Source organism: Mucilaginibacter gossypiicola (assembly GCF_900110105.1).
Lineage (GTDB): Bacteria > Bacteroidota > Bacteroidia > Sphingobacteriales > Sphingobacteriaceae > Mucilaginibacter > Mucilaginibacter gossypiicola.
On the sequence record NZ_FOCL01000006.1, the window covers coordinates 1 to 24,358 of the forward strand.

A 24,358-nucleotide genomic window follows, 5' to 3' on the forward strand; every position below is an offset into this window, starting at 1 on the left:
GACTACTACGTTGATAGGTTACAGGTATAAAGGTGGTGACATCATAGCCGAGTAATACTAATTGCCCGAAGCTTTCTTCAGATAGAAATAAGGTGAGTGGTTGATGGAGTTGAATAGGAGAATGGTTGCAAAGCCGTACAAATAAACAATAAGAACGATCACTCACCTGAAACAAACAAAAACAACAAATGCTGTTGTTTTCTCTTAAATTCAATCACTTCTTTCAATAATATGTCATGTTAATGGTAGGTGAATAATAGTGAATGGTGAATAGTTGATTAAGTGGGTAGTTGAAAAGCTGCGAACAAAAGTCAACCATACAAGAACCACTCACCACTCACTAAATCAACCACTAACTTAAAAACATTCAGGTGCCTATATCGGCGGTGTCTACCTCTTCCCATTCCGAACAGAGAAGTCAAGCCCGCCAGAGCCGATGGTACTGCGGTAAAACGTGGGAGAGTAGGTCGGTGCCACCCTTTATCACCTTCAATGGTGCAACAATGCAAAAGCCTTAGCTAATACCTAAGGCTTTTTGCGTTGATAACACTTTTGCTCCTTCCTGCATATCAACCGGAAACCATTCTCCGCTCTCCATTCACTAAAAACATTACTATCCCCTTCTTGTCATCCTTCGTGCCTAACCATGACATGATTAAAATGGGTCATGCTGAGCCTGTCGAAGCATGGCGGGCAGGCCTCTGCGCGCGACCCTTCGACAGGCTCAGGGTGACAGCCCTTCCACACCAAATGTCATCTCACCTTTATAGATCCCGATTTTCTCTCACTCAGGGTGACAGGCCCTCTTTGCTTGATGTAAAAAAATACAAGTTAACACACATACTTTTCATTGTGGTAATAATAACTTACAATCATTTTTTTATGTTTGCGCTTCCAAAAATAGCCCGATGGAATTTGAAAAATTAGCAGCCCAAATTAAAGCAGAAATAGCCAAACTGGATACCACGCCCGAGCTTGATAAAATCAACAAGGCTTTTGACGAAAAGATCCGCAAGGTGGAGGAAGCCCGCCGCGAAAAGCTGGCTACCGTACCCGATAATGCCGTTGAACGGAAAAAACTTATCGCCGCCCTTGAGGCCCTGGGCGAAAAGTATGTTGAACCGGCTAAGAAGAAAAACAGGGAATAGTTTTAGCTCAGTAAAAGAATTTGAAGAAGGTTGGCCGGGTTTGGGCTGACCTTTTTTGTTTATGTGCGAGAGGGGCCGTTTGCTGTACTGTTCAATTTTTGAAAGTGTAAACACTTAGCGTTTTATAGAAAAATTGAACGGTTGATAATCAGTTGCTTACAAAATGTAAAATCTGTTCAAAAAGCTTATTTGAACAGATAGTATCTGATAATCAATTGTTTGTAAAGTTCGATTTAAAAACATTGAACACCTGGTTTTCAAAAACTGAACACTGACAAAACGGTGTCACCAACGGCGGGCCTTTTGGTTGGTAAATTTGAGTGCCTTTCATGATTGCCGGCAGGTTTGCGGCAAATAACGATGAATTATCCTGCTTTAGCTGCGGGACGGGCAACAATTTTTATGGACCATACTTCGGAGAAACCTTTGGTTGTTCAAATGATTCAAAAGGATGTGAGGGATATGGCGGCTGCGGCTGCACGTAAGGGGCAGATTGTGATTTCGGACCCGGATGCGGTGATTGAGCTGTTTGATATTTACCCGGCCAATGAGTGGATGGCTATGGAAACCGAACACGAAACGCCGCAAATGCTGTTTGGCAACTTTTGGCTGGAGGGCGAACTGTGCATCCTGTTTGCTGATACCAATATGGGCAAAAGCCTGCTGGCTGTGCAGCTTGCCGACAGCATTACCCGTGGCGAACCCATTGCCCCTTTTACGCTTGGGGCCGAAGCCTCGCCGGTGTTGTATATTGATTTTGAACTTACCGGCAAGCAGTTTGAACAACGCTATACCGACGGCCAAAACCGGTATCATTTTGCCTCCGAATTTTACCGCGGCGAATACAACCAGTTTAACCGTGCAAGTTCGCACTATCAAAAGCTCGACAAGTATGTGATTGAGGCTTTAACGCGGGGCATTAAGCGTACCGATGCCCGGGTGCTCATCATTGATAATATTACCTGCCTGCGCAACGGAACCGAGAGCGCCGGCGCTGCACTGTTGCTGATGAAGGAACTGAAAAAGCTTAAAACCCGCCATGGGTTAAGTATCCTGGTGCTGGCCCATACCCCTAAGCGTAACCCGCGGCTGCCGCTTAGCCGCAATGATTTGCAGGGCAGTAAAATGCTCATCAATTTCTGCGACAGCGCCTTTGCCATGGGCGAAAGCCACTCCATGCCCGGCCAGCGGTATTTAAAGCAAATAAAGCAGCGTAGCACGGCTGAAACTTATGGTGCCGATAACGTATGCCTTGCACAACTGGAGCGGCATAATGGCTTTTTAAAGTTTGTTTTTACGGGTAACGATTGCGAGAAAAACCATCTGCGAGATACCTCCAGGCAGGAGCGCGAACGCATGAACCGCGAGGCGAAAAGGTTAAGCGATGAAGGACTAAGCCAGCGGCAGGTGGCCGAGCGGCTTGGGATGAGTGCGGGGAATGTGAACAGGATGCTGAAGAGCCACCTGTAAATCTCCCTCCGGTATGTATTAAGCTGGCGCACGCGTGTCGCGTGTGCTTAATATGCTAAGTATGCCACGGAGTTTAACCGTTTTCTTTTATTGTTGAATTATTACAGGGGAATAAGAGATTGCAAGTTTTTGGGATGTAGATAGATTAATTATAAATTAAATATACTAAAAATATTAGTTTTTTTTCGACATTTCTGTTTGCTAATGTTGATAATAAAACTAAATTTGTCAAAAAAGGGTCAAATCATAAAATGTAAAAGATGCCTATGGCAAGTTTTGGAGATTTTATCAAGCAAGAGAGAGAAAACCATTCTTGGACGCAAACTGATTTTGGTGCTAAAATCGGAATAAATTCAAGTGCTATAAGCCGAATTGAACATGGCACTAAACAATTGAGTGCAAATAAACTACCAAGAATCGCTGAATTATTCGGGCTTGATATTAGTAAAGTTAAAGAGCTTTATTACAGCGATAAATTTGCCAGGGAAGTTTACAAAAATGATTGTCCGGAAACTGTATTCTCGGTTGCAGAGGAAACCGTAAAATATTTAAAAACTAAGCGCTCTTCAACTAAACAAGTTGCTGTTGTGTAATTACGCCATGCCTGATAAAAGCTTTTTACAAAATCTCGGTTTCAATGCCAAAGAAAATACATCCGGCATCTATCATAAAAAATATGATAGATGCGATGGCTATTGTATTGAAGTCGACTTTGAGAACGAAAAATTTAACTATGGTGAACTGATATTATCAGATAGTAAAACAACCTTAAATTTTTCGCAAACTGAAAACTGGGTAGTATTAGAATGTGTTGACCGTCTTTTAGAAAAAGGCTATAAACCTGCTAATATAAAACTTGAAAAAATATATCCTGCAGGGCACGGTCATTCCGGTAGGTTAGATATTTGCGTTACACGAGATAACAGTTCAGAATATTTACTAATTGAATGTAAAACATTTGGTAAAGAGTTTGATAATGCTGTTAAAAAATTAAATAAAGACGGTGGTCAATTATTTACCTATTTCAAATTCAGTAATAAAGCCGATATTTTGATGCTTTACGCTTCTGAATTAAAAGGAGGCAGTATCCGCTATAAGAATGAGATCGTTAAGATTGAAGATGATTATAGAACAGGTGACGTAAAAGACTTTTTTGAGAAATGGAATAAGTTAACTAAAGACAACGGAGTTTTTGAAAGTTGGGCAAATGTTTATAATTTCGAAAGTAAAGCGTTAACTATAAATGACCTGGATGAGATAAAACAAGAAGATAGTAGTTTTATATTCAATCGTTTTCTCGAAATATTACGTCATAATGTAGTTTCTGATAAAGGCAATGCTTTTAACAGAATATTCACTCTATTTCTTTGCAAAATTTATGACGAAAAGATCAACGAAGGCACTGATAACGAATTGGGTTTTCAATGGTTAGAAGGGGTGGACGATCATAGGAGTTTTCAAATTCGGTTGACCGACCTTTATAAAAATGGAATGCATGAATTTCTTGAAAAGGTAGTAACCGACTTTTCAGAAACTGAGTTCAATAACAAGTTTAAACACCTTGATGACGGACTACGCAATTCAATACTTGGCGAGTTCCAAAAAATTCGATTAGAAAAGAATAACGAGTTTGCTATAAAGGATGTGTATGATGAACAGTCGTTTAATGAAAATGCAATTGTTGTCAAAGAGATTGTTCAGTTGTTGGAGAAATACAAACTTAGATACACCAAAAAGCAGCAATATCTTTCTGATTTCTTTGAGTTATTATTAACTACCGGGCTAAAACAAGAAAGCGGACAATTTTTCACACCTGTTCCAGTAGCTCAGTTTGTTATCAAAAGTTTGCCAATTGACACAATATTGGAAGAAAAACTATCATCTGCTAAAATTGATAATGACACGTTATTACCCTATGTAATAGACAACGCAGCAGGGAGTGGGCACTTTCTTACGGAAACGATGCATGAAATGCAACGTTTGATTAAACTGAAAGTTGATAAAAAATACAACCCCAGTGTTGCGAAGAAGATCAGAAACTGGCAGGATGATCATTTTGCCTGGGCAATGCAGTATGTATATGGTATTGAAAAAGATTATCGCTTGGTAAAGGTTGGTAAGGTAGGGTGTTACTTACACGGTGATGGCTTGGCTAACGTAATACATTCAGATGGATTAGCTCGTTTTGGACATCATGATTATAAGGGGAAACTATTATCTACAGACAAGGACTTTCCCCAAGAAAACAAGCAGTTTGATATTTTGGTTTCAAATCCTCCGTATTCTGTTTCTGCATTTAAAAATGCTGCTCGCTCTTTTTATAAAGAGAATGACTTTGAACTATATAATAGATTAACTGACAATAGCTCGGAAATAGAATGTCTTTTTATAGAACGAACAAAACAACTACTAAAGGATGGAGGTGTTGCCGGGGTAATTTTGCCAAGTTCGATATTGAGTAATTCTGGTATATATTCTAAATCGCGCGAATTGATTTTAGAATATTTTGATATTGTAGGGATTACGGAGTTAGGATCCAACACTTTCATGGCAACTGGAACTAACACAGTTATCTTATTTTTACGACGGAGAAACAACTATGTAAGTATTAATTTAAAGAAAGCAGTAGAAAAGTTCTTTACTACATTTTCTGACGTTACTACTAACGGAATAGAAAAGCCGGTGGCTAAGTATGTTAATTATGTTTGGGAAAATGTTTCTTACGATGACTATGTAACTCTACTACAAAAAAATCCTAACAAGGCAATTACGGAGCACGAAATTTATATTGAATATAAAAAGAAGTTAAAGGTCAAAAATGAAAAGGAATTTTGGAGCTTACTTTTAGATAAAGAAGCTGATAAATTATTTTATTTCATTTTAGCTTACCCGCAAAAGGTTGTTTTGGTTAGAAGCGGAGAAAAGGATGCGGAAAAAAGATTTTTAGGATATGAGTTTTCCAATCGTAGGGGTAGTGAGGGAATACACCCAATGCAACGTGGGAAAAGTATAGAAGAATGCACACAATTATTTGATTCCGAGATTTTTGACAACCCACAAAAAGCAAGCACTTACATTTACAAAGCATTTCAGGACGACTTCGACTTCCCTATAGATGAAACGATGCAAGGTAATGTTAGCCGACATAATTTAGTAAATATGCTTACGTTTGACAAAGTTGACTTTGAAAAGAACATCTCACTTTCGGTAAAAAAAAAAGCAAATCCAATAATCAGCACTAACTCTCGATACCCTGTTAAAACACTTCAAGATGTTGCTGAATTTAAAAGAGGGCCTTTTGGTGGTTCGTTAAAAAAAGAAATTTTTGTAGACAGTGGATATAAAATTTATGAGCAACAACATGCCATTAAAAACGACTTTACGCTTGGTAGATATTTTATAGATGAAGAAAAGTTTAATGAAATGAAATCATTTGAACTTTTGCCAAACGATATAATAATGAGTTGCTCTGGAACTATTGGGAAAGTGGCAGTTTTTCCGTCTGATGCGAAAAGGGGCATTATAAATCAAGCTTTATTAAGACTAAGACCTTTAGGCAATATTTCTACTCCTTTCTTAAAAATTTTGTTGGAAAATATAACCAATAATTTTATCGAAAACAGTCATGGTGCGGGGTTACAAAACGTGGCATCAGTTAGTATATTAAAAGATATTAAGATTCCTTTACCGCCTAAAGATGTCCAAGAAAAAATAGTAGCAGAGATTTTGCATTTAGAAGAGCTTAAAAAAGTAACGACTCAAGAAAACGAAAGATTGAATTTAGAAATTAAAAGCATTTATGCACATGCAAAATCTTTGTTCGAATCACGAGTATTATCTAATGAAATTAATATTATTGGCGGAGGAACACCTAACACAAATAACCCTAAATATTGGAACGGAAACATTCCATGGCTATCAATAGCTGATTTTAAGAATATTAGCCGATATGTTACTATTACTGAAAAAAACATAACTCATGAAGGATTGAAAAACAGTAGTGCTAAATATTTAGATGAATCTGATATAATTATTTCAGCAAGAGGAACGGTTGGTGCTGTAGCTCAATTAACAAAACCTATGACATTTAACCAATCGTGTTATGGGATAAAGGTCAAAGAGAATCTTCTTTCAGATTATTTATTTTTTGCTCTAAAATTTGAAATTGAGCAATTTAAAAATAATGCTTATGGAGCTATCTTTGATTCAATAACAACCAAAACTTTCGATTTAATAGAAATCCCACTTCCTCCATTGGCCGAGCAACAGAAAATAGTTGATGAAATTGAAATCATAGAAAGCAAGATTAATAAGCTGAGAGAAGAAATAGCTGTCATTCCACAAAAGGTGGAAGCGGTATTAAATAGTTATCTAAATTAATCGACTATATATGAGTGGAGAGCATATCCTCACAGGTAAGGCAGCTCAACGATACCTTGATTTAAACAATGCTTTATTAAAGTTCAGTGAACTATTTCAATATAATGAGGGAGATGATAGGGCGATTGTAATAATTGGCGGTTCCTATCTTGATATAGTTTTGGAACATGTGTTATTAGCTTTCTTCCCCGAAGATGATAGTGAGGTCGATAGGTTAATCCAATATGACCAACCTTTAGGAACATTTGGCAATAAAGTAAGAATGGCCTATTGTCTTGGCTTAATTGAAAAAGTTGTTAAAGATGATTTGAAGCTCGTAGGAAAGATAAGGAATCGTTTTGCTCACGATTTATATGTTACGTTTGAAGATAAAACTATTAAGTCATGGTGCAATGAACTTAAATGGCATAAAATTTCGATGATGGCAAATCCCCCGGAAGGAGCAACGACAAGAGATTTATACCAGGTTGGAGTAAATCAACTAATTACCTTCTTGAATGGTGCTGTTGCAATAGGCCGTGGAGACAAGAGAAAAATTAGAAATAATTTTTGAGCACATCTCTTTCTTTAGTAAGATCGTTAGCCTTATCTTCCTTGATTGGCTTTACTAATTAGAGTAATCCCCAACTGGGGCGATGTAGCGCAGATTAATGTGCGGTGTACTCGTTACTTTTTAAGGTAGCAAATAATGAACTGGTTTTTATTGAATCCTCAATAGGGCTGTTCGCCGGATTTTAATTAGGGAGGTATATATCTTTTAACCTATAATTTATCCAGCCCTGAGCCCCAGCCGCGTTAGGGATTGCAGCGGAAAACCCACAGCCCGCCCCGGTCTTCGCGCGGAGGCCGGGGCGAGGATTTGCAGCGTAAAGCCCGGGCCGCAGGCAACGCCATTGTTTTGATTTCGGAATTGGGATTCTTGTAATGTTGATTTGATGGGGTAACAAGCAGTGGTGCAAATTTGCTCTGTATAGCATGCGGTTGCCACGCTATCGCTCGCAATGACATATTCATAAAATTTAGTCATGTTGAACTTGTTTCAACACCCCACATGCTAAGCCGGGTGCTGAGCAAATCGTTTACCTGTCCTGTGAGGTCCCGAAACAAGTTCGGGATGACGTTGGGGAAACAAGCGGTAATTAAGCAATTGCCACTGCCACTGCAACTGCCACTGCTACTAAAAAACAACTGCCAACCAAAAAACTACTGCAAAGTCACCACCTTATACAAGATCCAGCCGTCGGTTTCATAGGCCCGTTTGTAGTTTACACCGCTGTTGAGGCGGCGGATTTCGGGGATGTACTTGTCGTTGAGCTGGGTGTAGCCGGTGAAGGGGTTTTTGGGGGTGGCTATCAGGATATAGTCGTCGTATTTGTAGGGGGTTTCAATGGCTGATAGAAACGAACCGAGCTGGTAGGGCAGGGTTAGCTTTTTGATGTTGTTGGTAAAGGCCACTATAGGGTATGATACGGCATCGTCCATGAGGATGTGCGTACCATCGGGCAGACTGTTGATGTAGGCCGCTATTTCTTTGCTTTCGCTTTGATCGGCATTTGGCTCCAGGCGGTTAAGGGTGGTGATGAAGCGGCGTTCGTCGGTAATGAGCGAGTTGGTTAAAAAGATGTAGCCGGTGTACAGTTGCAGCACAATTACGCAGGCGAGGCCCACCTTAACAACCAGCTTATTTTTAATGGTATGTACCTTAAATATGATACACAGCAGCGCTACAAATAAAAATATAAGATAATATTGGTAGGTGAGGAACAGCTTATCGTACTTAATGTGCAAAAACTCCACAAAGGCAAACAGGGTGAGCACGGTTAACACGTGGTAAGTGCTTTCGCGCAACAGGTACAGGCCAAACAGTATCAGCGGACAAAAATAAATTACCCTTAATGATACCAGGATGCTGAGTTCGGGCAGCTGGTAGTTTACGGCGGTTACGGTGGTATCGTAATTAAGCTTATCAACCAGTACGTTCCAGGTGGCCAGCGGGCTTTCCATAAAGTAATTGTAATCGCTGGCATGGGTTTGGTTTAGCAGCTGATAGCAAATGAGCGATACTACGGGCAGGATAAACAGGATAATGTAAATGGCAAAGGTTTTACTAATGAGCTTACGCCTTAACGACGGACTGTTAAAGCTCATGAACAGCCTGAAGATGGATTCCTTTTCGCCCAGATTAAGACTGGCCAGCGTGATTGACAGCACCAGCGGAATAAAGAACAGCGTGAGCCAGATAAAACGGTAATCGCAAAAAATAAGCGTTACCAAGCACATACTGGCTACCGATACGTGAAACGTGGTGTTTGAGCGGTAAAACTTTAACAGGTTAAGGAAAAACAGGTATACACAAATAACCACCAGGTATATGGCTTTGCCCGAGCAGGCCATATAAATAATACCGGGGTGCAGCGCAAACAGTATGGCTACCATAAACAGGTAAAAATCATCCTTAACCCTAATGAGGAACGAGCGCGAAATAAGGTAGAAAAAGCCTGCCGTACCCAGTGCCGATGCTATTACCGGGGCCCAGTAACTGTTTATCCACGAAAATACGAGCGACGAGTAAAAAGGCAGCAGGGGGGCAGTTAAGCCCATCACCTTTAGGCGGTTGCCCAGTCCCTCAAACACGATCTTTGTTTTTTCGATATAAAACAGGCTCTCCTGGTTATAATAGCCCAGTTTATTGAGGTAGATGCCGATAAAAAGGTACCAGGCTGCCAGCACCAGGGTAAATATAAACAGGTATGTACTTTTGGCAATTTTCATTTAATAACGTTTGTGGGGTTATTAACCTTACTTAAACCGTGGTTGGTTTTTTCCCAGTAAAACGGATTGGTGATAAGCTGATACAGGCCCATATAGGCTGCCACCGAGTGCATAAGCCAGTAAATGGGGTTGGCTATGGCAAACAAAATGAGCTCAAAATAGCGGCGTTTAAACACGGCCATCATGTTGATATAGATCATGAGGATATTACCCACCATGAGGTTGAATATGGACATGAACAGCACCCAATCAGGAAACAGATTGCGGATGGTTGAAAAATCAAATATCAGGTAACAGATAAAGATGATGAGCAGCACCGGATAGATGAGGAAGGTAGCCGATGTAGCGCCGATGAAAAAGTTAAAACCCAGGAAACCGCGGAAGCCTATCTTTTTAATGAGTGCTACGGGGTTGCGCATGTGCACCAGGTAGGTTTGCATGTACCCCTTAATCCAGCGTGAGCGTTGGCGAATCCAGTTCCAGAAGTTGTTGTTGGCTTCTTCGTACGTGGTGGAGTTTATTATGGCTACCTTATAGCCTTTGGCATAGGCGCGCACGCCAAGGTCGGCATCTTCGGTTACGTTAAAGGGGTCCCAGGCGCCAAGCTCAATCAGCACGTCCATTTTAAAGTGGTTGCTGGTGCCGCCAAGGGGGATGGGGATATCCAGCGTATCCAAACCAGGCAGCATATAATCAAACCAGTACGAGTATTCGAGGGTAAACATCCGGGTAAGGAAGTTCTCGTTGCGGTTAAAGTAGTTTAAGGCGCTTTGGATGCAGATATAGTTTTCGGGCAGCTTGTTAAACAGGGCTACCACTTTTTTAAGCTGATCGGTATCGGGAATGTCCTCGGCATCATAAATGGTGAGGTACTGCCCCCTTGAAAAATGCAGACCGTAGTTACAGGCCTTGGGCTTGGTTTTAGGCATGTGGAAAGGCACCACAATAACTTCAAACACGGCAGGGAAATCAAGGTCTTTTACTGCGCCGAGGGTTTTGCTGTCGTCTTCCTCTATCAGGAGTTTGATATCGAGCTGCTCGCGCGGATAATCCAGACTTTGCAGGTTCCAGATGAGTTTTTTAATCAGCTTATCTTCCTTGTAAACGGGCAGCAGTATGGTATACACGGGCAGCTCATCATTTACAATGGCCCGCAGCTCGGTTTTGGTAACGGCCTGGTGCAGCTCAAAGCGCGAACCCACCAATGCCAAAAACAGCTTAAAGATAATAGCTACCAAAAAAAACGAGCTGATAACCAGGTTAATGCCGATGGATACCGTTTTAAAGTTAAGGAACAGGCCAATGGCGGTAAGGCCCCACAAAATAAATATAAAAGCAAGCTGCGGCGCGGTAAAGGTTGTTGAAGCCGAGCTTTTAGGGTCGCGCTTAAGGAGCTCAAAAACTGATGACTTAACATACTTTTGCCCGGTAAGCTTATGGCTTAGCCAGGTAATCTCCAAATCGGATGCTACAATAACTTCGGGTTCCAGATCATAGGTAAACCTTACAAAATCGAGGAAAAGGTTATTGCTTGGGTCGGCCAAAACAGTAACCACCTTATTGTTTTCGATGCGGAGGGGCAGGCCCAGCTGGTCGTTGGCAAATTTCAGGTCAACCTGGTCAAGGATCTTTTGGTCGAAGGTTTCATTGCGGATTTCGGCAAACTGGTAACCGGCGTTGCCTAAAGAGCGTTCGTAGTTTTTGCGGGAAACATAGCCGAAGTTAAGGGCTATTTTAAGGTATGACATACCCGATCTTTCCGAAAAAGCATGGATCTTTTCCTGGTCGGCCGGCGAAATAAAGCCGTCGGCAACCAAAATATCAGGAATTGAAATACTCAATGTATCCATATTAGGTGTTTTATAAACCTCACCCCCCGCCCTCTCCAAAGGAGAGGGGGCTTTTTTTAAGTTCTTTCCAGAGAGGACTCCGGTTTGTTGCTGTATTTATGATGATGCCTTAGCCTCATTTTTCTTAAAACCCTCTCCTTTGGAGAGGGCAGGGTGAGGCATCAATCGTTAAACAAATCCTGCGATTTCTGAACTTTTGAACGTACATACAGGAACGAAAGCAGGATCAGGATCAGGATGCCTAACAAAATGTACAGGTTATAGCTGTCCCAGAAACGGGTAAGGCCGCTCTTGGTATCAATGTATTCCAGGTTTTCGCTGGATTTGTTGATGTTAAACAGGTATTTGTTTGAGTTAACATCCGAGATACAAACATTGCTCGACAGGGTTGAAAGCTGCTCGGTAATGGATTTGGATACTGCCAAAAAAGCTTCGGAAACATGCTTGCCGGTGGCGGTAAGCACCAGGGTAGCATTGTTGCTTACCCCGTAAAAGATCTGGGCCAGGCCGTTTGATACCGTATCCGAAAGGGAATAAACCGGATTATTGTTATCGGTGTTGTATAGCCTGAAGTTCCTGTCGAACTGGATAGGGGCATCGCGAAACTCCTTAAGTATTTTATCATCTTTTGATAGCAGGGCTATGATATTGTTTTGCTTCAGATCAGTTGGCTTCAAATCTTTCGAGTAAACAAACTCGGGGAAGTTATTGGCATTGATGTTATTGTTAAGCTCGTAAATGATCTCGCCCATAGCACCGGCGGCATATTTGGCGTATTCCTCGCTTACTACAATTTTGGTTGTGCCCTTGTTAAATGCCTCGGGATACTGGTAAAAGCTCAGGTCGCTGGTAATGAACGGGTTTTTTGATTCGAGGTATGATTTGTCAACGTCAACTTCGGCAAAAAAGTTGGTGAAGCTGTTTTTACAGTTACCGTTGGTAGGGTAAAACCGAAATTCGGCCTCCAGCGTGTTATATTTGTGGTGCTGGTAACGGTTAATGGTGATGCTGGTGTTCAGCTTGCCCGATGCATCCAGCTTTTCGCTGCTGATAAGCAAACCGTTAAGGTAAATGTTGAAGAAACCGCGGTCGCCGGGGGCAAGGCCGCTGTAGTTGGCAACAAAACGGATTTCCACCTCTTTAGGGGTGAAGCTGAAATCGCTGTTTTTAAAACTGTAAGCACTTTTCAACGAGCCAATGCCCGACAGGAAATCGCTCACACCGCCAATTTGTTTTAACGATAGCTTCGAGCGGTTTTCGTCGATGGTTTTAAAGAAGGTGTTTTCGGCCTTGTTTATCAGCAGGTAATCGCCATAGGTTGAGTTAAGCACGTTCATGTTGCCCAGGGCAGTAATAGCCTTTTCGTAACCTGTATCATCGCCGCCGGTAACAAACAATACCTCTTTAGGCGATTGCTCCTGCGTTACGGTTTTAACAGGTACCAGCTGGCCTTTTACATCAACCATATGCACAATGGTATCTGTTAACAGGCTTACCGATTTGTGCAGGTAAAATAAACCCTGATTAGCCTGCGGGGTAACTTTTACCAGTTCGCGCGCATCGGCAGGTAATTTATCAATAGCACCTACCCTGATGTAGTTACGAACGCTATCGGGTAATTTGCTTTCTTCGTAAACTGCAATGTCACGTGTTTGGGTCTTTTTTAACCTCGAATAAGCCCAGGCTACTGCCTTAAGGTCATGCAGGCTTGGGTTTGATGGATAAACGATAGCTTTTTTTGAATCGAAGCAGTTGCTGATATTTACGTTATCAAAAAAGTTTTTATTGCTTTTAACCAATGATAGGTATGAGTAGTTTTTGATCTTTAACCACATAGCCGGGTTATCAAGGTCCTTACACTGATCATCGGTAATGGTAAGCAGGGTTTTGATCTGTACCTTCAGGAATTTATCGGGGCTTAAATCGGCGCGGCTTAGGTTAAGGGTGATCTTCTGGATAGAATCGGGACCTAAACGACTGCTGTATGCCGGTTTGTTATTAATAACCAGGTTTATGTATGAATGCGATTTTATCAATGCCTGCGATGGTTCAAAATATAAAACCAGTTTACTGCCATTCATTTCAACCAAAGGTGTAATCTTGAAGTAAAATGAAGTAGCACCACTCATGCCGTATATCATGTCATCGTCATGGCCATAAGCTTTAAAGGATACAATGCTGTTGCCCTGAGCCTGTGAAGCCGTGCTGAATAATAAAATAAAGGCTAATAAGGTAAAAAACTTATTCATTGATTATAAATATTAATTTATTACGTAAAATTCTACTCTGAAATAATTGCCGTTGTCGTCGCTGCGGTAGCTGAGCTCGCCGCCCATTTCCTGGGTCATGAGCTTGGCAATGGATAAGCCCAAACCTAAGCGGCTTTCGGTAACGCCCGATGTATCGTTAAGGGTTTTAAGCTTGTTAAACATCATTTCCAGTTCCTGCTGGCCTATGGCAATACCTTCATCAATGATCTCAAAAACAAACCGCTGGCGCTGCAGGCTGGTAACAACCTTTATGCTGTTATTGGTTTGCGAAAACTTAATGGCGTTTGATAACAGGTTCTGGAAAACCTGGCCTGCAAATACCTTATCCAGCCTTACATTAAGGGGCAGCTTCAGGATATTATCAATAAGGTGGATGTTTTTCATGAGGGCTGTTTCATACAGGCCTTTAAAAACATGCATCACTTCAACGTTAATGTCGAAGATTTCCATGTTGAATTTCATATCCGGCGATTCGATCTCCTTAACATCCATCAGCTTATTAAGCATGTACTGCATCTTATCCGCCGACTCGGAAATATATCCAACAAACTCTTTCTGATCATTGCTGAGCCTGAAGTCCTCTTCCTTGATCATATTATTGCTCATTACAATAGAGCCAATAAGGTTTTTAAGATCGTGCCCGGCAATGTTGATGAAGCTGTTCTTCTGGCTGTCGAGCTTGCGGAGCTGCTCATATTGCAGATCGATAAGGTTGTTTTTTTCGGCGATATCCTTGTTTTGCTGTTTAAGCTGTTCGTTTGATTTTTCGATCATGATCTGCGAGCGTACTTCACGCTGGATCACTTTATACCTTGCACTGGGGATCAGGCAGGAGATACCGGCAATGATAAAAAAGATTTGCCCGCCGTTACTCAAAACCAGGTCGAGATTGTATTCGCTTAGCAGGTTAAAGAAAATAGCAAGCAGCAGCAGCGCCATTAACGTTTGGATAATGGAGTTCAACGGTTCCCAAAAGGCCTGCAGGTTAAAAAACAGCAGGGTAGTGGCAAACAGCATAAAGTAAATGGTCATAAACTGAACGTTCACCAGGTTACACAATACTGCCGCTGTTGTTGAAAGCATGAAAAAGCTGATGTGCAGCAATATGCGGTAACTGAATTGTTTATGCTGAAAATAGCTGAACAGCCCGTATATAATAAGGATAGTTATAATGCGAATGATAAAAAACTGCAGCCAGAAGTTGTTTGCGTAGATGAAATCAACAATACTAAAAAGAGGGTACAGGAATATAATTGTCCAGATTATATTATTGGTTTGATACCACGCCTTTTTTGAGGTCTCTCTAATTAATTCTTCTTTAGTAATTTGAACAAACATTATTTGTTATCTTGAATTGTAATTAAAAATTAAGGCCGCTGTTTAAATTAATTCAGTTAAATATTGGTTGATAAAAATATTCGTTATACGATAATTCAAACAGGTTTGTTGTTGTTGCTGCTAACAGTAATCGCTTCTGTTGCAAAAAGCCGTCCAATTCATCAACAAGCCCGGGCTGTTGTTTTTAAACGGGCCCGAAGTTTAAACAACGGCATCAGTATTTCATGGCTGGAGCAAACCTGGAACGAAACTTCGCTGGCCCAAAATGCCATTAAAAAAACCGATTTCCTGCTGCTCAAAAAATTGGGCTTCAAAAGTATCAGGCTGCCGGTGGCTTTTACTTCCTTTGGCCCGGCTACAACTGCACAGCTATTTACCTCTATAGATAAAGTTGTTGAGCAATGCGATACTTACGGATTTAGGTTGGTTATAGATTATCATTACGGCCGCCTAAATGATAATAATTACCTTACAGAAACACCCCCTATAATTGATTTGTGGCTAAAAATAACCAAAAGGTATAAAAACGCAAGTTATGACAACCTGTTTTTTGAAATCTATAATGAGCCACCCCATATCAACCCCAAAGTGTGGAAGGATGCTGCATACAATATTGTAACTGCTATCCGTAAAATTGATAAACAACGCACGCTTATTGTAGGGGCATCAAACTATAACAGCATCTACGAGTTAAGCCGGTTTGAAAGGCTTGCCGACGATAATATTATTTACACCTTTCACTTCTACGAGCCTTTCATTTTTACCCACCAGGGTGCAAGCTGGGTAGGCGACCAGGTTGCCACTACCGGGGTATCATTTCCATACAATGCGGAAAATTTTCCTGCACTTAATCCACAGGCAAAAAATACCCCCGGCGAAAGCAACTACCGTATGTACCCGCGCGATGGTAATGAACAGTCAGTAAATGATAAATTACAAATTGTTAAAAACTGGGCCCTGAAGTACGATGTACCAGTTATTTGCGGCGAGTATGGTGTTTACAACAAGTATGCCGATGTAGATAGCCGGTGCCGGTATATAAAAGCCGTACGCAGAGCTTTGAAGAAGCTTGATATTCCTGGCATGCTTTGGGATTATAACAGTAGTTTTTCGCTGTTTACCGGCAAACCGGCTATAGCGAATTTGCCCTTGTGTATGAAAGACGCAATTAGCACTATACAGTGAAATATAAAAACATAAATGTTACAATTTTAGTTACCTTTGCTGATTAATATACCTGTTTTATGGAATTTTTTGTAGAAAAGCGCAGAGAAGTAATGGTGCACATTGAAAAGTTCATGTTAGAAAAAATACATGAATATTTAAAGCCCATTGATACCATCTGGCAGCCATCTGATTTTTTGCCCGATTCTTCCAGAGAGTCGTTTTTCAGCGAGATAAAAGAACTACAGGAAAGTGCCTCAGGTTTATCCTATGATTTGATAGCCGTTTTAATTGGCGATACTATTACCGAAGAGGCTTTGCCAACTTATGAATCATGGTTAACCATGGTGCAGGGTGTATCAGATGACGAAGAAGGCGGCTGGATGCGTTGGACACGCCATTGGACAGGCGAAGAAAACCGTCACGGCGATTTGCTTAACAAATATCTGTACCTATCAGGGCGCGTTAACATGCGTATGATGGAAATCTCAACCCAGTACCTGATAGCCGATGGCTTCGATATTGGTACCGGTCATGATCCGTACCGTAACTTTATATATACTTCTTTCCAGGAGCTGGCAACCAATGTGTCGCACCGCCGTGTAGCTTCGCAGGCAAAAAAATATGGCGATCCGCTGCTTTCAAAAATGTGCGGTGTTATTGCGTCAGACGAGGCGCGTCATGCTAAAGCTTACAAATACTTTATCGAAAAGATATTTGAGGTAGATCCAAGCGAAGCCATGATAGCTTTTGAAGATATGATGCGTAAAAAGATTGTAATGCCTGCCCATTTCCTGCGTGAGGTTGGTTTAAAGGTTGGTCAAACTTTTGGCCACTTTACCGATGCTGCACAGCGTTTAGGTATTTACACCGCTATCGACTATGTGGATATTTTGAAAGAACTAATAACCGACTGGCATATCGAAAGCGTAACAGGTTTGGACGAAGCCGGCGAAAAAGCCCGCGATTACGTTATGAACCTTCCGGCCCGCTTACTGCGTGTAGCCGAGCGCATGAAAAACCCAATGCTGGAGTACAAATTTACCTGGATAAACGGGTAGGTTTTTCAAATAGATTTTAAATAAGACTTATACCTGCGCGTCATTGCGAGGTACGAAGCAATCCCCGATTGGTGTAGAGAACATGCAAGTCTCTCAGTATAATTTGGAATGGTTTCGCGGTTTATTAATGACGTGGTTGTAAGTTGTTGATTAATAAAAGGTTTTTAATTAATTTGCTAACGTGGGCGTTGCCTGCGGCCCAGGCTTTCCGTTGCAAGTCCTCGCTATGCCCGCACTCAAACCCGGTGCTCGCTGTGGGCTTTCCACTGCAATCCCTAACGCGGCCCTCGCACACATCCTAAATATATTTGCAAGTCACACTATTTTTTCCGGACTGCCATGGTTGACAGTCGCAATGATGTCTTTGTTATACCTTGTTTACAAAGCCAAGCGCAATTCAATTTGCATTACTCTTCCCGCTCTATCTTATACCCCGGCTTTTTATATCCATCGGCAACGTAATTTTCGGGGATTTGGATATGGCTGCCATCGCGTATTGCAGTGAAATGCGGCGACATGATCTCCATGCCGGCTTCATTAAATTTATCCTGTATGTTTTGGTATAGCCTTGAATAAATGACAGCCATTTTGCCCGGCTGATCGGTATAAGCATTGATCTGGTAGCTTACATTAAAATCATTCAACGCGGTTTGCAGTACAAACGGCTTGGGATTGGCGAGGATCCCATCGGTAGCTTCGGCCGCACTGATAAGGAGGTTATGGATGGTTTCCCAGGGCGCATCATAACCAATGGTAACACTGGTGTTCAATATCAACCCTAAAGTTTTTGATGACGAGGTATAGTTAACTGTAGCGCCGCTTAAAATAGAAGCATTGGGTACAGTCACGTCTTCGTTTTTAATGGTGCGTACCCGGGTAACCAGCAGGTTTTTCTCAATTACATCACCCATAATTTCGCCCACTTTTATCCGGTCGCCAATTTTAAAAGGGCGCATATAGGTAAGCACAATACCCGATACCATATTGGATATTGCCGAAGATGATCCCAGCGAAAACAGTACACCAATAAAAACAGTCACGCCCTGAAAAACCTTAGACTGTGATCCCGGCAGGTAAGGAAATATCACTACAAACATAAAGGCATACATCAGTACACGGACGATGTTGTAAGTTGGGATAGCCCATTCGGGGTAAAAACCTTTTAGGGTGATAGCTCCATTAGCGATTTCGGTGGCTATGAATTTTACCAGTTTTACAATGTAGCGCGTAACCAGATAGATAACCGTTATAGTAAGCAGGTTTGGTATAAAATGAACAATGGCCAGCAATATGCTCTTAAGCGGATCGACCACAAAGCCGATAAGCTGGGTGGCAATAGATTGCGACGAGGGGAAAATATAAAACAATACCGGTAAGGCCAGGTAAACCAGCAACAGGATAATGAACAGGCGCGCAATATTTACCAGTCCGCTGATAAACGGGAGCAGTCGCGATGCATAGGCTATTGGAGCTCCCTTTTCTGCCAGTTTCTTAACACGGTTTTCCCATCCCTGTATAATTTTAAGTTTTATCCACCTAAAGCCTTTATTAACAATCCAGATCAGTACAATAAGCAATATAATAACCGCAACGGCTTCAAGAACGTTGGTGATCAGCTGTTTGGGGCTATTGCTTTCAAAAACGTTACCGAGCTTATTTTTTAATACAGACAGATAACTTGCCGCAAGTTGAGGCCGGTTAAGTTCGGAATAAGAGGCATCGGTATTATTAACGCCCATAATCATTTGGCCGTTATAGGTTATTATCGATATCGAGGTATCGTTTTTAAGGGTTAGCGAATCGGGATTAAAATCTATCCGGCTCATTAACGCTTCAATGCGTTTGGTAACAATCCCGGCGCGCTCTTTTGGGTCAAACAATCCTTGCGGTGCATAAAATTTAAACAAGGTATCCCGGTTAATAATTACCGGTTCGCCGTTTTTAGCGGGAAGTTTTTGTGCTTGTAAGGTAAATGCAGCAAACAGAAAAAGGATGAGCACGCTATAAATTTTAGGCATAGGGATGTTTTTCTGTTAAAGCTAAAAATTATTTGGCTCATTTCAACCCGTTTAATAAGGCTTTCAGCCCTCCTGCACCAGGTCGGTACCTAAATCTCCTGATATATCAGCGAACAGTTCGTTCATGATCGACTCAATAGCGAGTGAATTTACATCATCAACATAGTGCTCATTACGGGTTATCCACAATTCATGGCCATTAATCACAATGCTGAATAATACACTATCATAAGTTGAAGGCAACGAAATTTCAATAGTTTCGCCTTTGCGTTCAACTGCTACGTTTAAGTCGGTTTGCCGCCTTTTATGAAATATGGTGTTAAGCTTATCGTGCAGCAACAGGTATAGCTCGTTAACGTTGGTATCGGTATGGAGGGTGATGATTTTCATAATTTGGTATATTAGCGATGTATTAAATAGTACAAAACAGAGCTGGGGATTGTTTGGATTTATAGTGCGCCGGCCAGCGTTAGGGATTGCAGTGTAAAGCCCGGAGCGCGTGTTGGGATAGGGTTGGGAAAGCGAGGACTTGTAACGGAAAGCCCGACCCGTTAGCTAACGGGAACGCCCAAATTAACAGCAACGCTTCTGGAAAATATAATCAATAGCCAACAAATTACAATTACATCATTATAAACGTCACACTTCACCCGCAATAACACATTTAAGTAATAACACACCAAACATCACTACATATGAATTACAAATTATTAGGCCGTTCGGGCCTCAAAGTTTCTGAACTATGCCTGGGTGCAATGGGCTTCGGTACCGAAGGTGGCTGGGGAGCCGAAAAAGATGCCAGCTTTGCTATAATGGATGCCTTTGCCAATGCCGGCGGCAATTTCATTGATACCGCAAACGTGTATAAATTGGGCACCAGCGAGAAGATCATCGGCGAATATTTGGGTAATCACGATCGCGACTATTTTGTACTTGCTACCAAATACACTTTAAAAGATAATACCACCAACCCCAATGCATCAGGCAATAACCGCAAAAACATGATGCGAAGTGTTGAGGAAAGCCTCAAACGCCTCAAAACTGATTTTATTGATGTGCTTTACCTGCATATCTGGGATAATATTACCCCTATTGATGAGGTACTGCGCGGGTTGGACGACCTGATAAAACAAGGTAAAGTTACCTATGCTGCTATCAGCGATACACCTGCCTGGATAGTATCAAAAGGGAATACCCTTGCCGAGCTGATGGGCTGGAGCCAGTTCATTGCCTTACAGGTGGAGTACAGCCTGCTGGCACGCACTGCCGAGCGTGAGCTAATCCCGATGGCAAAACACTACGGTATGACGGTTACCCCATGGGCGCCGTTGGCTGGCGGTGCTTTAACCGGCAAATATCTGCGTGGCGAGCAGGGGCGTGTAAAAGCCGAAAGCAACCGCCGCAACAACAGGGCGCAAACTATTACCGAAGCCGTTGTTGAGATAGCGGCAGAATTGGGTGTATCCGAAAGTCATGTTGCCCTGCAATGGATGATGGACAGGGATTTTAGCTGCATACCTATTGTAGGTGCAACCAAAATTGACCAGCTAAATGATAACCTCAAAGCCATTGACACCAAATTAGCCCCTGAGCATTTTAAAAAGCTCAATGAAGTTAGTGCTATTGAGTTAGGTTTTCCCGGCGATTTTTTCAATGAAGATGCTGTGAAAATGAACAGCTTTGGCGGATTTTATGATAGGGTTGAAAAAAGGTAGTTATTGACTTGAATAGCATAAGTTTTGTCATCCTGAGCGATAGCGAAGGATCTTCTTCGATATGCAGAGCCGCAATACAGAGCGAAGAAGATGCTTCGTACCTACCCATGACATGACTAAAAAATGGGTGTCATGCTGAGCCAGTCGAAGCATAGCGGGTAGGGCCTCTGCGCGCGACCCTTCGACAGGCTCAGGGTGACAGCCCCTCCACACCAAATGTCATCTCACCTTTATAGATCCCGATTTTCTCTATGTCCCCTCAGGGTCTCTCGGAGAGGACCCTGAGGTTCACCACGTTCTAAACATATACAAGGGGTCAGAACAGCGAATCAGCATGGCGTAAGGATTTTCTTCGATATGCAGAGCCGCAATACAGAGCGAAGAAGATGCTTCGTTCCTACCCATGACATGACTAAAAAATGGGTGTCATGCTGAGCCAGTCGAAGCATAGCGGGTAGCGCCTCTGCGCGCGACCCTTCGACAGGCTACCCATGACATGTTAAAAAAGTGTGTTTCCCGTCAGCAGGAAAGCTTCGGGTGAAAACGGACAGAACAATGGTGGCCAGGAGCGAAGGACGGGGCATAGCAAGTTTTTGCAGCAGCGTTGGGAAAGCGCGCGCGAAGCGGGGCAAAATAATTGCAGCCCGTGGTTCTGACCGTTTTGCAGGGCAAAAGCCCGCGCGACGGGCAGCGGGAAGGGCAGCGCAAAGAAGCCTCCCTGCTGACTTGATTTTTTGGGTACTTTTGTATCAAGACAAAAGTACCTGGCCCCGCGCGGCCAAGAGCGCGACGATGCAAGTTTGATACCTCTAAACGCGTTACCTGCCAGTAGGGGATTGCTTCGTTCCTCGCAATGACGTGGTGGAGATGTCATTCCTCTTTCACAGATCTCGATTTTTTCCTACTCAGGGTGACAGCCTCTCCACACCAAATTTCATCTCACCTTTATAGATCCCGATTTTCTCTCATTCAGCATGGCAAGACTTTTCGTTTCTTTATAGCAATGACGCGTGTGTGAGATTTATTAGCTAATATTTCACCTAAAACTGCTTCAGGTAATTTTTGCTGATCAGTTCGCCATACAGGATACCACTGTGCTGGTCCATAGCAAACCAGGGCGAGCTGTATTGAAGCACCTGGATATTTTGTGCCGGCATAAAACTCTGCGCCAGCAAAAACTGTTTCTGATGAGCAGCATTTTCCACAACATCGAGCACGATGAAACAATGCCCCGGCGAGCCGCCACGGATAAATACATCCCCCGGTTTTACGTTGTTGGGGTCGGTTACTGTTTTTAATTCTTTTTGAAGAGATAGTGTGCCGGCATAGCTGAACACCAGGTTCATGTAGTTTAAAAACGTCTTGTACGAATAATCGGGTTTGGATTTTAATACCCAATGATCATTTTTGTAACGATAGCCTTTGGCATAATGCTCATAATCGCATTTAAAACCGCTGGTGAAGTTGAATGAAATTTCACTGTACTTTTTTTGCTGAAAAAGGTATTCGCCACGTAAACGCATTACGGCATCGGCGCATTGCTGCAGGTCCTGGTTACCTACACTCATATCAATAACCGCTGCGGTGTAAACATCGGTACGGGCAATATCGCCTTTATAGGTTTTAGTTGGCGTACCCGCCGGTTTCAACGGCAATGCCTGTAACCATGCCCCGAAACTACCGGGTGCGGTTGTTATACGATGATAACCTGTCGGCACTGCAAATCTTTTAACAACATTATCAGGTGGGATAATATTTGTATTCAAAAGCAACAGCAGGCAAGCGATCAGGATTTTCATAATGTCTTAGCTTTCTTTAACTGTTCGTAAGGATTGAAAGGTACAGGGATGTCATCCACCAATTTAAACTCCGAAAAATGCAGGTGTGTTGGCGAGCGTTTTTTATAAGCATTATAACCTGTTCTGCCAACCTCGGCTATTTTTTGACCTTGTTTAACCTGTTCGCCAGGAATTACAAAAATCTGGTTGTTATGGGCATAGTAGGTGAATACGTTACTTGCCGGGTGGTAGATCCAGATGAATTTGCCACCGCGCATATTGCTGTGAGGTTCCCATTGGTTGGTACATGCTACAACCCAACCGTCGTCAACACTAACAACATCAACTGGTTTACCGGTATGGTCATCCATACAATCCTGATTTTTGTCATTGATGAAAATATCATGTGCGGGATGTGCGCCATGTTTGTTGCCATCGAGGTATCGGTAACCCTTATCAAAGTAGCCATTGCCATGGCTACCACCTATGGCATTGCTTTTATAGCCTTTAAGCGGAAACACCCAGTTACCTTTAGGAAGTATGCCTTCATTTCTCACCTTTTCACGAAAGCTGATGTATTTTAATAAGCTTTCAAATTGCTTTTGTGCTTCGGCCTTTTTTATTCCTCCGTTTAGTACGGCGTTATTAAAATCATTGAATTTGGCAAAAGCAGAGGTATCGGCCTGTGCTAAGGCCCCGGTGCTTATTAATAAGAAAGAAAAAAGCAGGATAAGTTTTTGCATAAGGTTTATAATCAATAACATTAACTAATAAGTCGTCAAAATATTATCCTATGCGGATATCATATTTGGCAAGCAACCCCGGTAAACCATGAAGCGAAAACTTTGCCTTTTTAATGATGTTATCATCGGGGTCGATGATGAAGTTGTAAGAAGTACTCAGGTCGGCATTTTTTAGAACGGTGCGACTGAAGAATGCATTTTTAAGATTGCAGTTATTGAATTTACAATCGCTCAGATCGGCTTCGGTAAGGTCGGTTTCAATCATCGAGCAATCGGTGTAAGAGGCTTTCTTATTTTTCTTTTTGTAAAATACGGCATTATCTAAAATGCAATCCTCAAAATGTACCTCAAACAAAAAGTCGTTGGCTTTGCCAAAGTTTACGCCGCTTATTTTGCAGTGTTTAAAGCGGATGTTTTGCAGGCCGGTATTACCTAACTCTGCAAGGAGCAGGTTGCAGGTATCAAACTGGCAATCAACAAAGGTGATGCCTGCTAACTGGGCATGAGAAAAATCGCAGCCGATGAATTTGCAGTTTTCGTAAGCGGTGCCGGTAAGTTGACCGCTGGTTATTTTGGTGAAAGTTTGGTCTTCGTAGAGTAGGGTTTGCATAGTAACAAATGTAAAGTTTAACAGGATTATGTGCGAAAGAG

The 24,358-nt window shown here is 42.1% G+C and carries 18 protein-coding genes and 1 rRNA gene; 9 read left to right on the forward strand and 10 right to left on the reverse strand.

Annotated features, from left to right (window positions below; translation table 11 throughout):
- On the reverse strand, positions 1-214 hold a 214-nt coding region (locus BMX50_RS34755), incomplete at its 3' end, for a hypothetical protein (RefSeq protein WP_208864751.1).
- Between the two features lie 153 nt (positions 215-367).
- On the opposite strand from BMX50_RS34755, the gene rrf reads away from it, so the two are divergent.
- The 6 genes from rrf to BMX50_RS20035 all read left to right on the forward strand — a co-directional run bounded on the left by rrf (position 368) and on the right by BMX50_RS20035 (position 7,551).
- Positions 368-479: ribosomal RNA gene (gene rrf / locus BMX50_RS20005) — 5S ribosomal RNA — on the forward strand.
- 429 nt (positions 480-908) lie between these two features.
- Positions 909-1,148, forward strand: coding sequence for a hypothetical protein (locus BMX50_RS20015; protein WP_091212647.1), 240 nt, complete (start codon positions 909-911; stop codon positions 1,146-1,148).
- A 360-nt stretch (positions 1,149-1,508) separates the two neighbouring features.
- A complete protein-coding gene (locus BMX50_RS20020) occupies positions 1,509-2,618 on the forward strand; it encodes an AAA family ATPase (RefSeq protein ID WP_091212651.1) in 1,110 nt (369 codons plus the stop codon).
- A 266-nt stretch (positions 2,619-2,884) separates the two neighbouring features.
- Positions 2,885-3,211 carry a helix-turn-helix domain-containing protein gene (locus tag BMX50_RS20025; protein ID WP_091213729.1) on the forward strand — a complete coding sequence of 109 codons (327 nt, stop codon included), beginning with the start codon at positions 2,885-2,887 and terminating at the stop codon, positions 3,209-3,211.
- A gap of 7 nt (positions 3,212-3,218) precedes the next feature.
- Positions 3,219-6,998 (forward strand): restriction endonuclease subunit S, encoded by a 3,780-nt coding sequence (locus BMX50_RS20030; protein ID WP_091212654.1) that lies wholly within the window; start codon positions 3,219-3,221, stop codon positions 6,996-6,998.
- Between the two features lie 10 nt (positions 6,999-7,008).
- Positions 7,009-7,551 (forward strand): MltR family transcriptional regulator, encoded by a 543-nt coding sequence (locus tag BMX50_RS20035; protein ID WP_091212657.1) that lies wholly within the window; start codon positions 7,009-7,011, stop codon positions 7,549-7,551.
- A gap of 650 nt (positions 7,552-8,201) precedes the next feature.
- Here the strand turns inward: BMX50_RS20035 and BMX50_RS20045 are convergent.
- The 4 genes from BMX50_RS20045 to BMX50_RS20060 form a co-directional block, all read right to left on the reverse strand.
- A complete protein-coding gene (locus BMX50_RS20045; RefSeq protein WP_091212664.1) occupies positions 8,202-9,770 on the reverse strand; it encodes a hypothetical protein in 1,569 nt (522 codons plus the stop codon).
- Positions 9,767-11,620 (reverse strand): glycosyltransferase family 2 protein, encoded by a 1,854-nt coding sequence (locus BMX50_RS20050; protein WP_091212668.1) that lies wholly within the window; start codon positions 11,618-11,620, stop codon positions 9,767-9,769. The genes BMX50_RS20045 and BMX50_RS20050 overlap by 4 nt, the downstream gene beginning before the upstream one ends.
- A 161-nt stretch (positions 11,621-11,781) precedes the next feature.
- Entirely contained in the window at positions 11,782-13,869 is a 2,088-nt protein-coding gene (locus BMX50_RS20055; RefSeq protein ID WP_091212671.1) for a cellulose biosynthesis cyclic di-GMP-binding regulatory protein BcsB, read from the reverse strand.
- A gap of 12 nt (positions 13,870-13,881) precedes the next feature.
- Positions 13,882-15,228, reverse strand: coding sequence for a sensor histidine kinase (locus BMX50_RS20060; RefSeq protein WP_091212674.1), 1,347 nt, complete (start codon positions 15,226-15,228; stop codon positions 13,882-13,884).
- A 63-nt stretch (positions 15,229-15,291) separates the two neighbouring features.
- On the opposite strand from BMX50_RS20060, the gene BMX50_RS20065 reads away from it, so the two are divergent.
- Both BMX50_RS20065 and BMX50_RS20070 read left to right on the forward strand, forming a co-directional pair.
- Positions 15,292-16,413 (forward strand): glycoside hydrolase family 5 protein, encoded by a 1,122-nt coding sequence (locus BMX50_RS20065; protein WP_167668032.1) that lies wholly within the window; start codon positions 15,292-15,294, stop codon positions 16,411-16,413.
- 59 nt (positions 16,414-16,472) lie between these two features.
- Entirely contained in the window at positions 16,473-17,453 is a 981-nt protein-coding gene (locus BMX50_RS20070; protein ID WP_091212682.1) for an acyl-ACP desaturase, read from the forward strand.
- A 407-nt stretch (positions 17,454-17,860) separates the two neighbouring features.
- Here BMX50_RS20070 and BMX50_RS20075 read toward each other — a convergent pair whose 3' ends face one another.
- Positions 17,861-19,471, reverse strand: a complete 1,611-nt coding sequence (locus BMX50_RS20075) for a mechanosensitive ion channel family protein (RefSeq protein WP_091212687.1) — start codon at positions 19,469-19,471, stop codon at positions 17,861-17,863.
- A gap of 63 nt (positions 19,472-19,534) precedes the next feature.
- Complete coding sequence (locus BMX50_RS20080) at positions 19,535-19,861, reverse strand: hypothetical protein (RefSeq protein ID WP_091212691.1); 327 nt, start codon at positions 19,859-19,861, stop codon at positions 19,535-19,537.
- A 305-nt stretch (positions 19,862-20,166) separates the two neighbouring features.
- On the opposite strand from BMX50_RS20080, the gene BMX50_RS20085 reads away from it, so the two are divergent.
- Positions 20,167-21,186 carry an aldo/keto reductase gene (locus BMX50_RS20085; RefSeq protein ID WP_091212697.1) on the forward strand — a complete coding sequence of 340 codons (1,020 nt, stop codon included), beginning with the start codon at positions 20,167-20,169 and terminating at the stop codon, positions 21,184-21,186.
- 1,040 nt (positions 21,187-22,226) lie between these two features.
- Here the strand turns inward: BMX50_RS20085 and BMX50_RS20095 are convergent.
- Genes BMX50_RS20095 through BMX50_RS20105 form a run of 3 tightly spaced genes read right to left on the reverse strand, consistent with a single transcriptional unit; the run spans position 22,227 to position 24,317 of the window.
- A complete protein-coding gene (locus tag BMX50_RS20095; RefSeq protein ID WP_208864752.1) occupies positions 22,227-22,985 on the reverse strand; it encodes a DUF4846 domain-containing protein in 759 nt (252 codons plus the stop codon).
- On the reverse strand, positions 22,982-23,707 hold the full coding sequence (locus BMX50_RS20100; RefSeq protein WP_167668034.1) for a M23 family metallopeptidase: 726 nt from the start codon (positions 23,705-23,707) through the stop codon (positions 22,982-22,984). Before BMX50_RS20100 ends, BMX50_RS20095 begins: the two co-directional genes overlap by 4 nt.
- Before the next feature lie 43 nt (positions 23,708-23,750).
- A complete protein-coding gene (locus tag BMX50_RS20105) occupies positions 23,751-24,317 on the reverse strand; it encodes a pentapeptide repeat-containing protein (RefSeq protein ID WP_091212710.1) in 567 nt (188 codons plus the stop codon).
- Between the last annotated feature and the right edge of the window lie 41 nt (positions 24,318-24,358).

What these genes read in the sequence shown, in the direction of transcription:
- BMX50_RS20085 (WP_091212697.1), top strand. Translation starts at nt 20,167, where the DNA reads ATGAATTACAAATTATTAGGCCGTTCGGGCCTCAAAGTTTCTGAACTA.
- BMX50_RS20015 (WP_091212647.1), top strand. Translation starts at nt 909, where the DNA reads ATGGAATTTGAAAAATTAGCAGCCCAAATTAAAGCAGAAATAGCCAAA.
- BMX50_RS20030 (WP_091212654.1), top strand. Translation starts at nt 3,219, where the DNA reads ATGCCTGATAAAAGCTTTTTACAAAATCTCGGTTTCAATGCCAAAGAA.
- BMX50_RS20080 (WP_091212691.1), bottom strand. Translation starts at nt 19,861, where the DNA reads ATGAAAATCATCACCCTCCATACCGATACCAACGTTAACGAGCTATAC.
- BMX50_RS20100 (WP_167668034.1), bottom strand. Translation starts at nt 23,707, where the DNA reads ATGCAAAAACTTATCCTGCTTTTTTCTTTCTTATTAATAAGCACCGGG.
- BMX50_RS20105 (WP_091212710.1), bottom strand. Translation starts at nt 24,317, where the DNA reads ATGCAAACCCTACTCTACGAAGACCAAACTTTCACCAAAATAACCAGC.
- BMX50_RS20095 (WP_208864752.1), bottom strand. Translation starts at nt 22,985, where the DNA reads ATGAAAATCCTGATCGCTTGCCTGCTGTTGCTTTTGAATACAAATATT.
- BMX50_RS20075 (WP_091212687.1), bottom strand. Translation starts at nt 19,471, where the DNA reads ATGCCTAAAATTTATAGCGTGCTCATCCTTTTTCTGTTTGCTGCATTT.
- BMX50_RS20050 (WP_091212668.1), bottom strand. Translation starts at nt 11,620, where the DNA reads ATGGATACATTGAGTATTTCAATTCCTGATATTTTGGTTGCCGACGGC.
- BMX50_RS20045 (WP_091212664.1), bottom strand. Translation starts at nt 9,770, where the DNA reads ATGAAAATTGCCAAAAGTACATACCTGTTTATATTTACCCTGGTGCTG.
- BMX50_RS20055 (WP_091212671.1), bottom strand. Translation starts at nt 13,869, where the DNA reads ATGAATAAGTTTTTTACCTTATTAGCCTTTATTTTATTATTCAGCACG.
- BMX50_RS20020 (WP_091212651.1), top strand. Translation starts at nt 1,509, where the DNA reads ATGAATTATCCTGCTTTAGCTGCGGGACGGGCAACAATTTTTATGGAC.
- BMX50_RS20025 (WP_091213729.1), top strand. Translation starts at nt 2,885, where the DNA reads ATGGCAAGTTTTGGAGATTTTATCAAGCAAGAGAGAGAAAACCATTCT.
- BMX50_RS20060 (WP_091212674.1), bottom strand. Translation starts at nt 15,228, where the DNA reads ATGTTTGTTCAAATTACTAAAGAAGAATTAATTAGAGAGACCTCAAAA.
- BMX50_RS20035 (WP_091212657.1), top strand. Translation starts at nt 7,009, where the DNA reads ATGAGTGGAGAGCATATCCTCACAGGTAAGGCAGCTCAACGATACCTT.
- BMX50_RS20070 (WP_091212682.1), top strand. Translation starts at nt 16,473, where the DNA reads ATGGAATTTTTTGTAGAAAAGCGCAGAGAAGTAATGGTGCACATTGAA.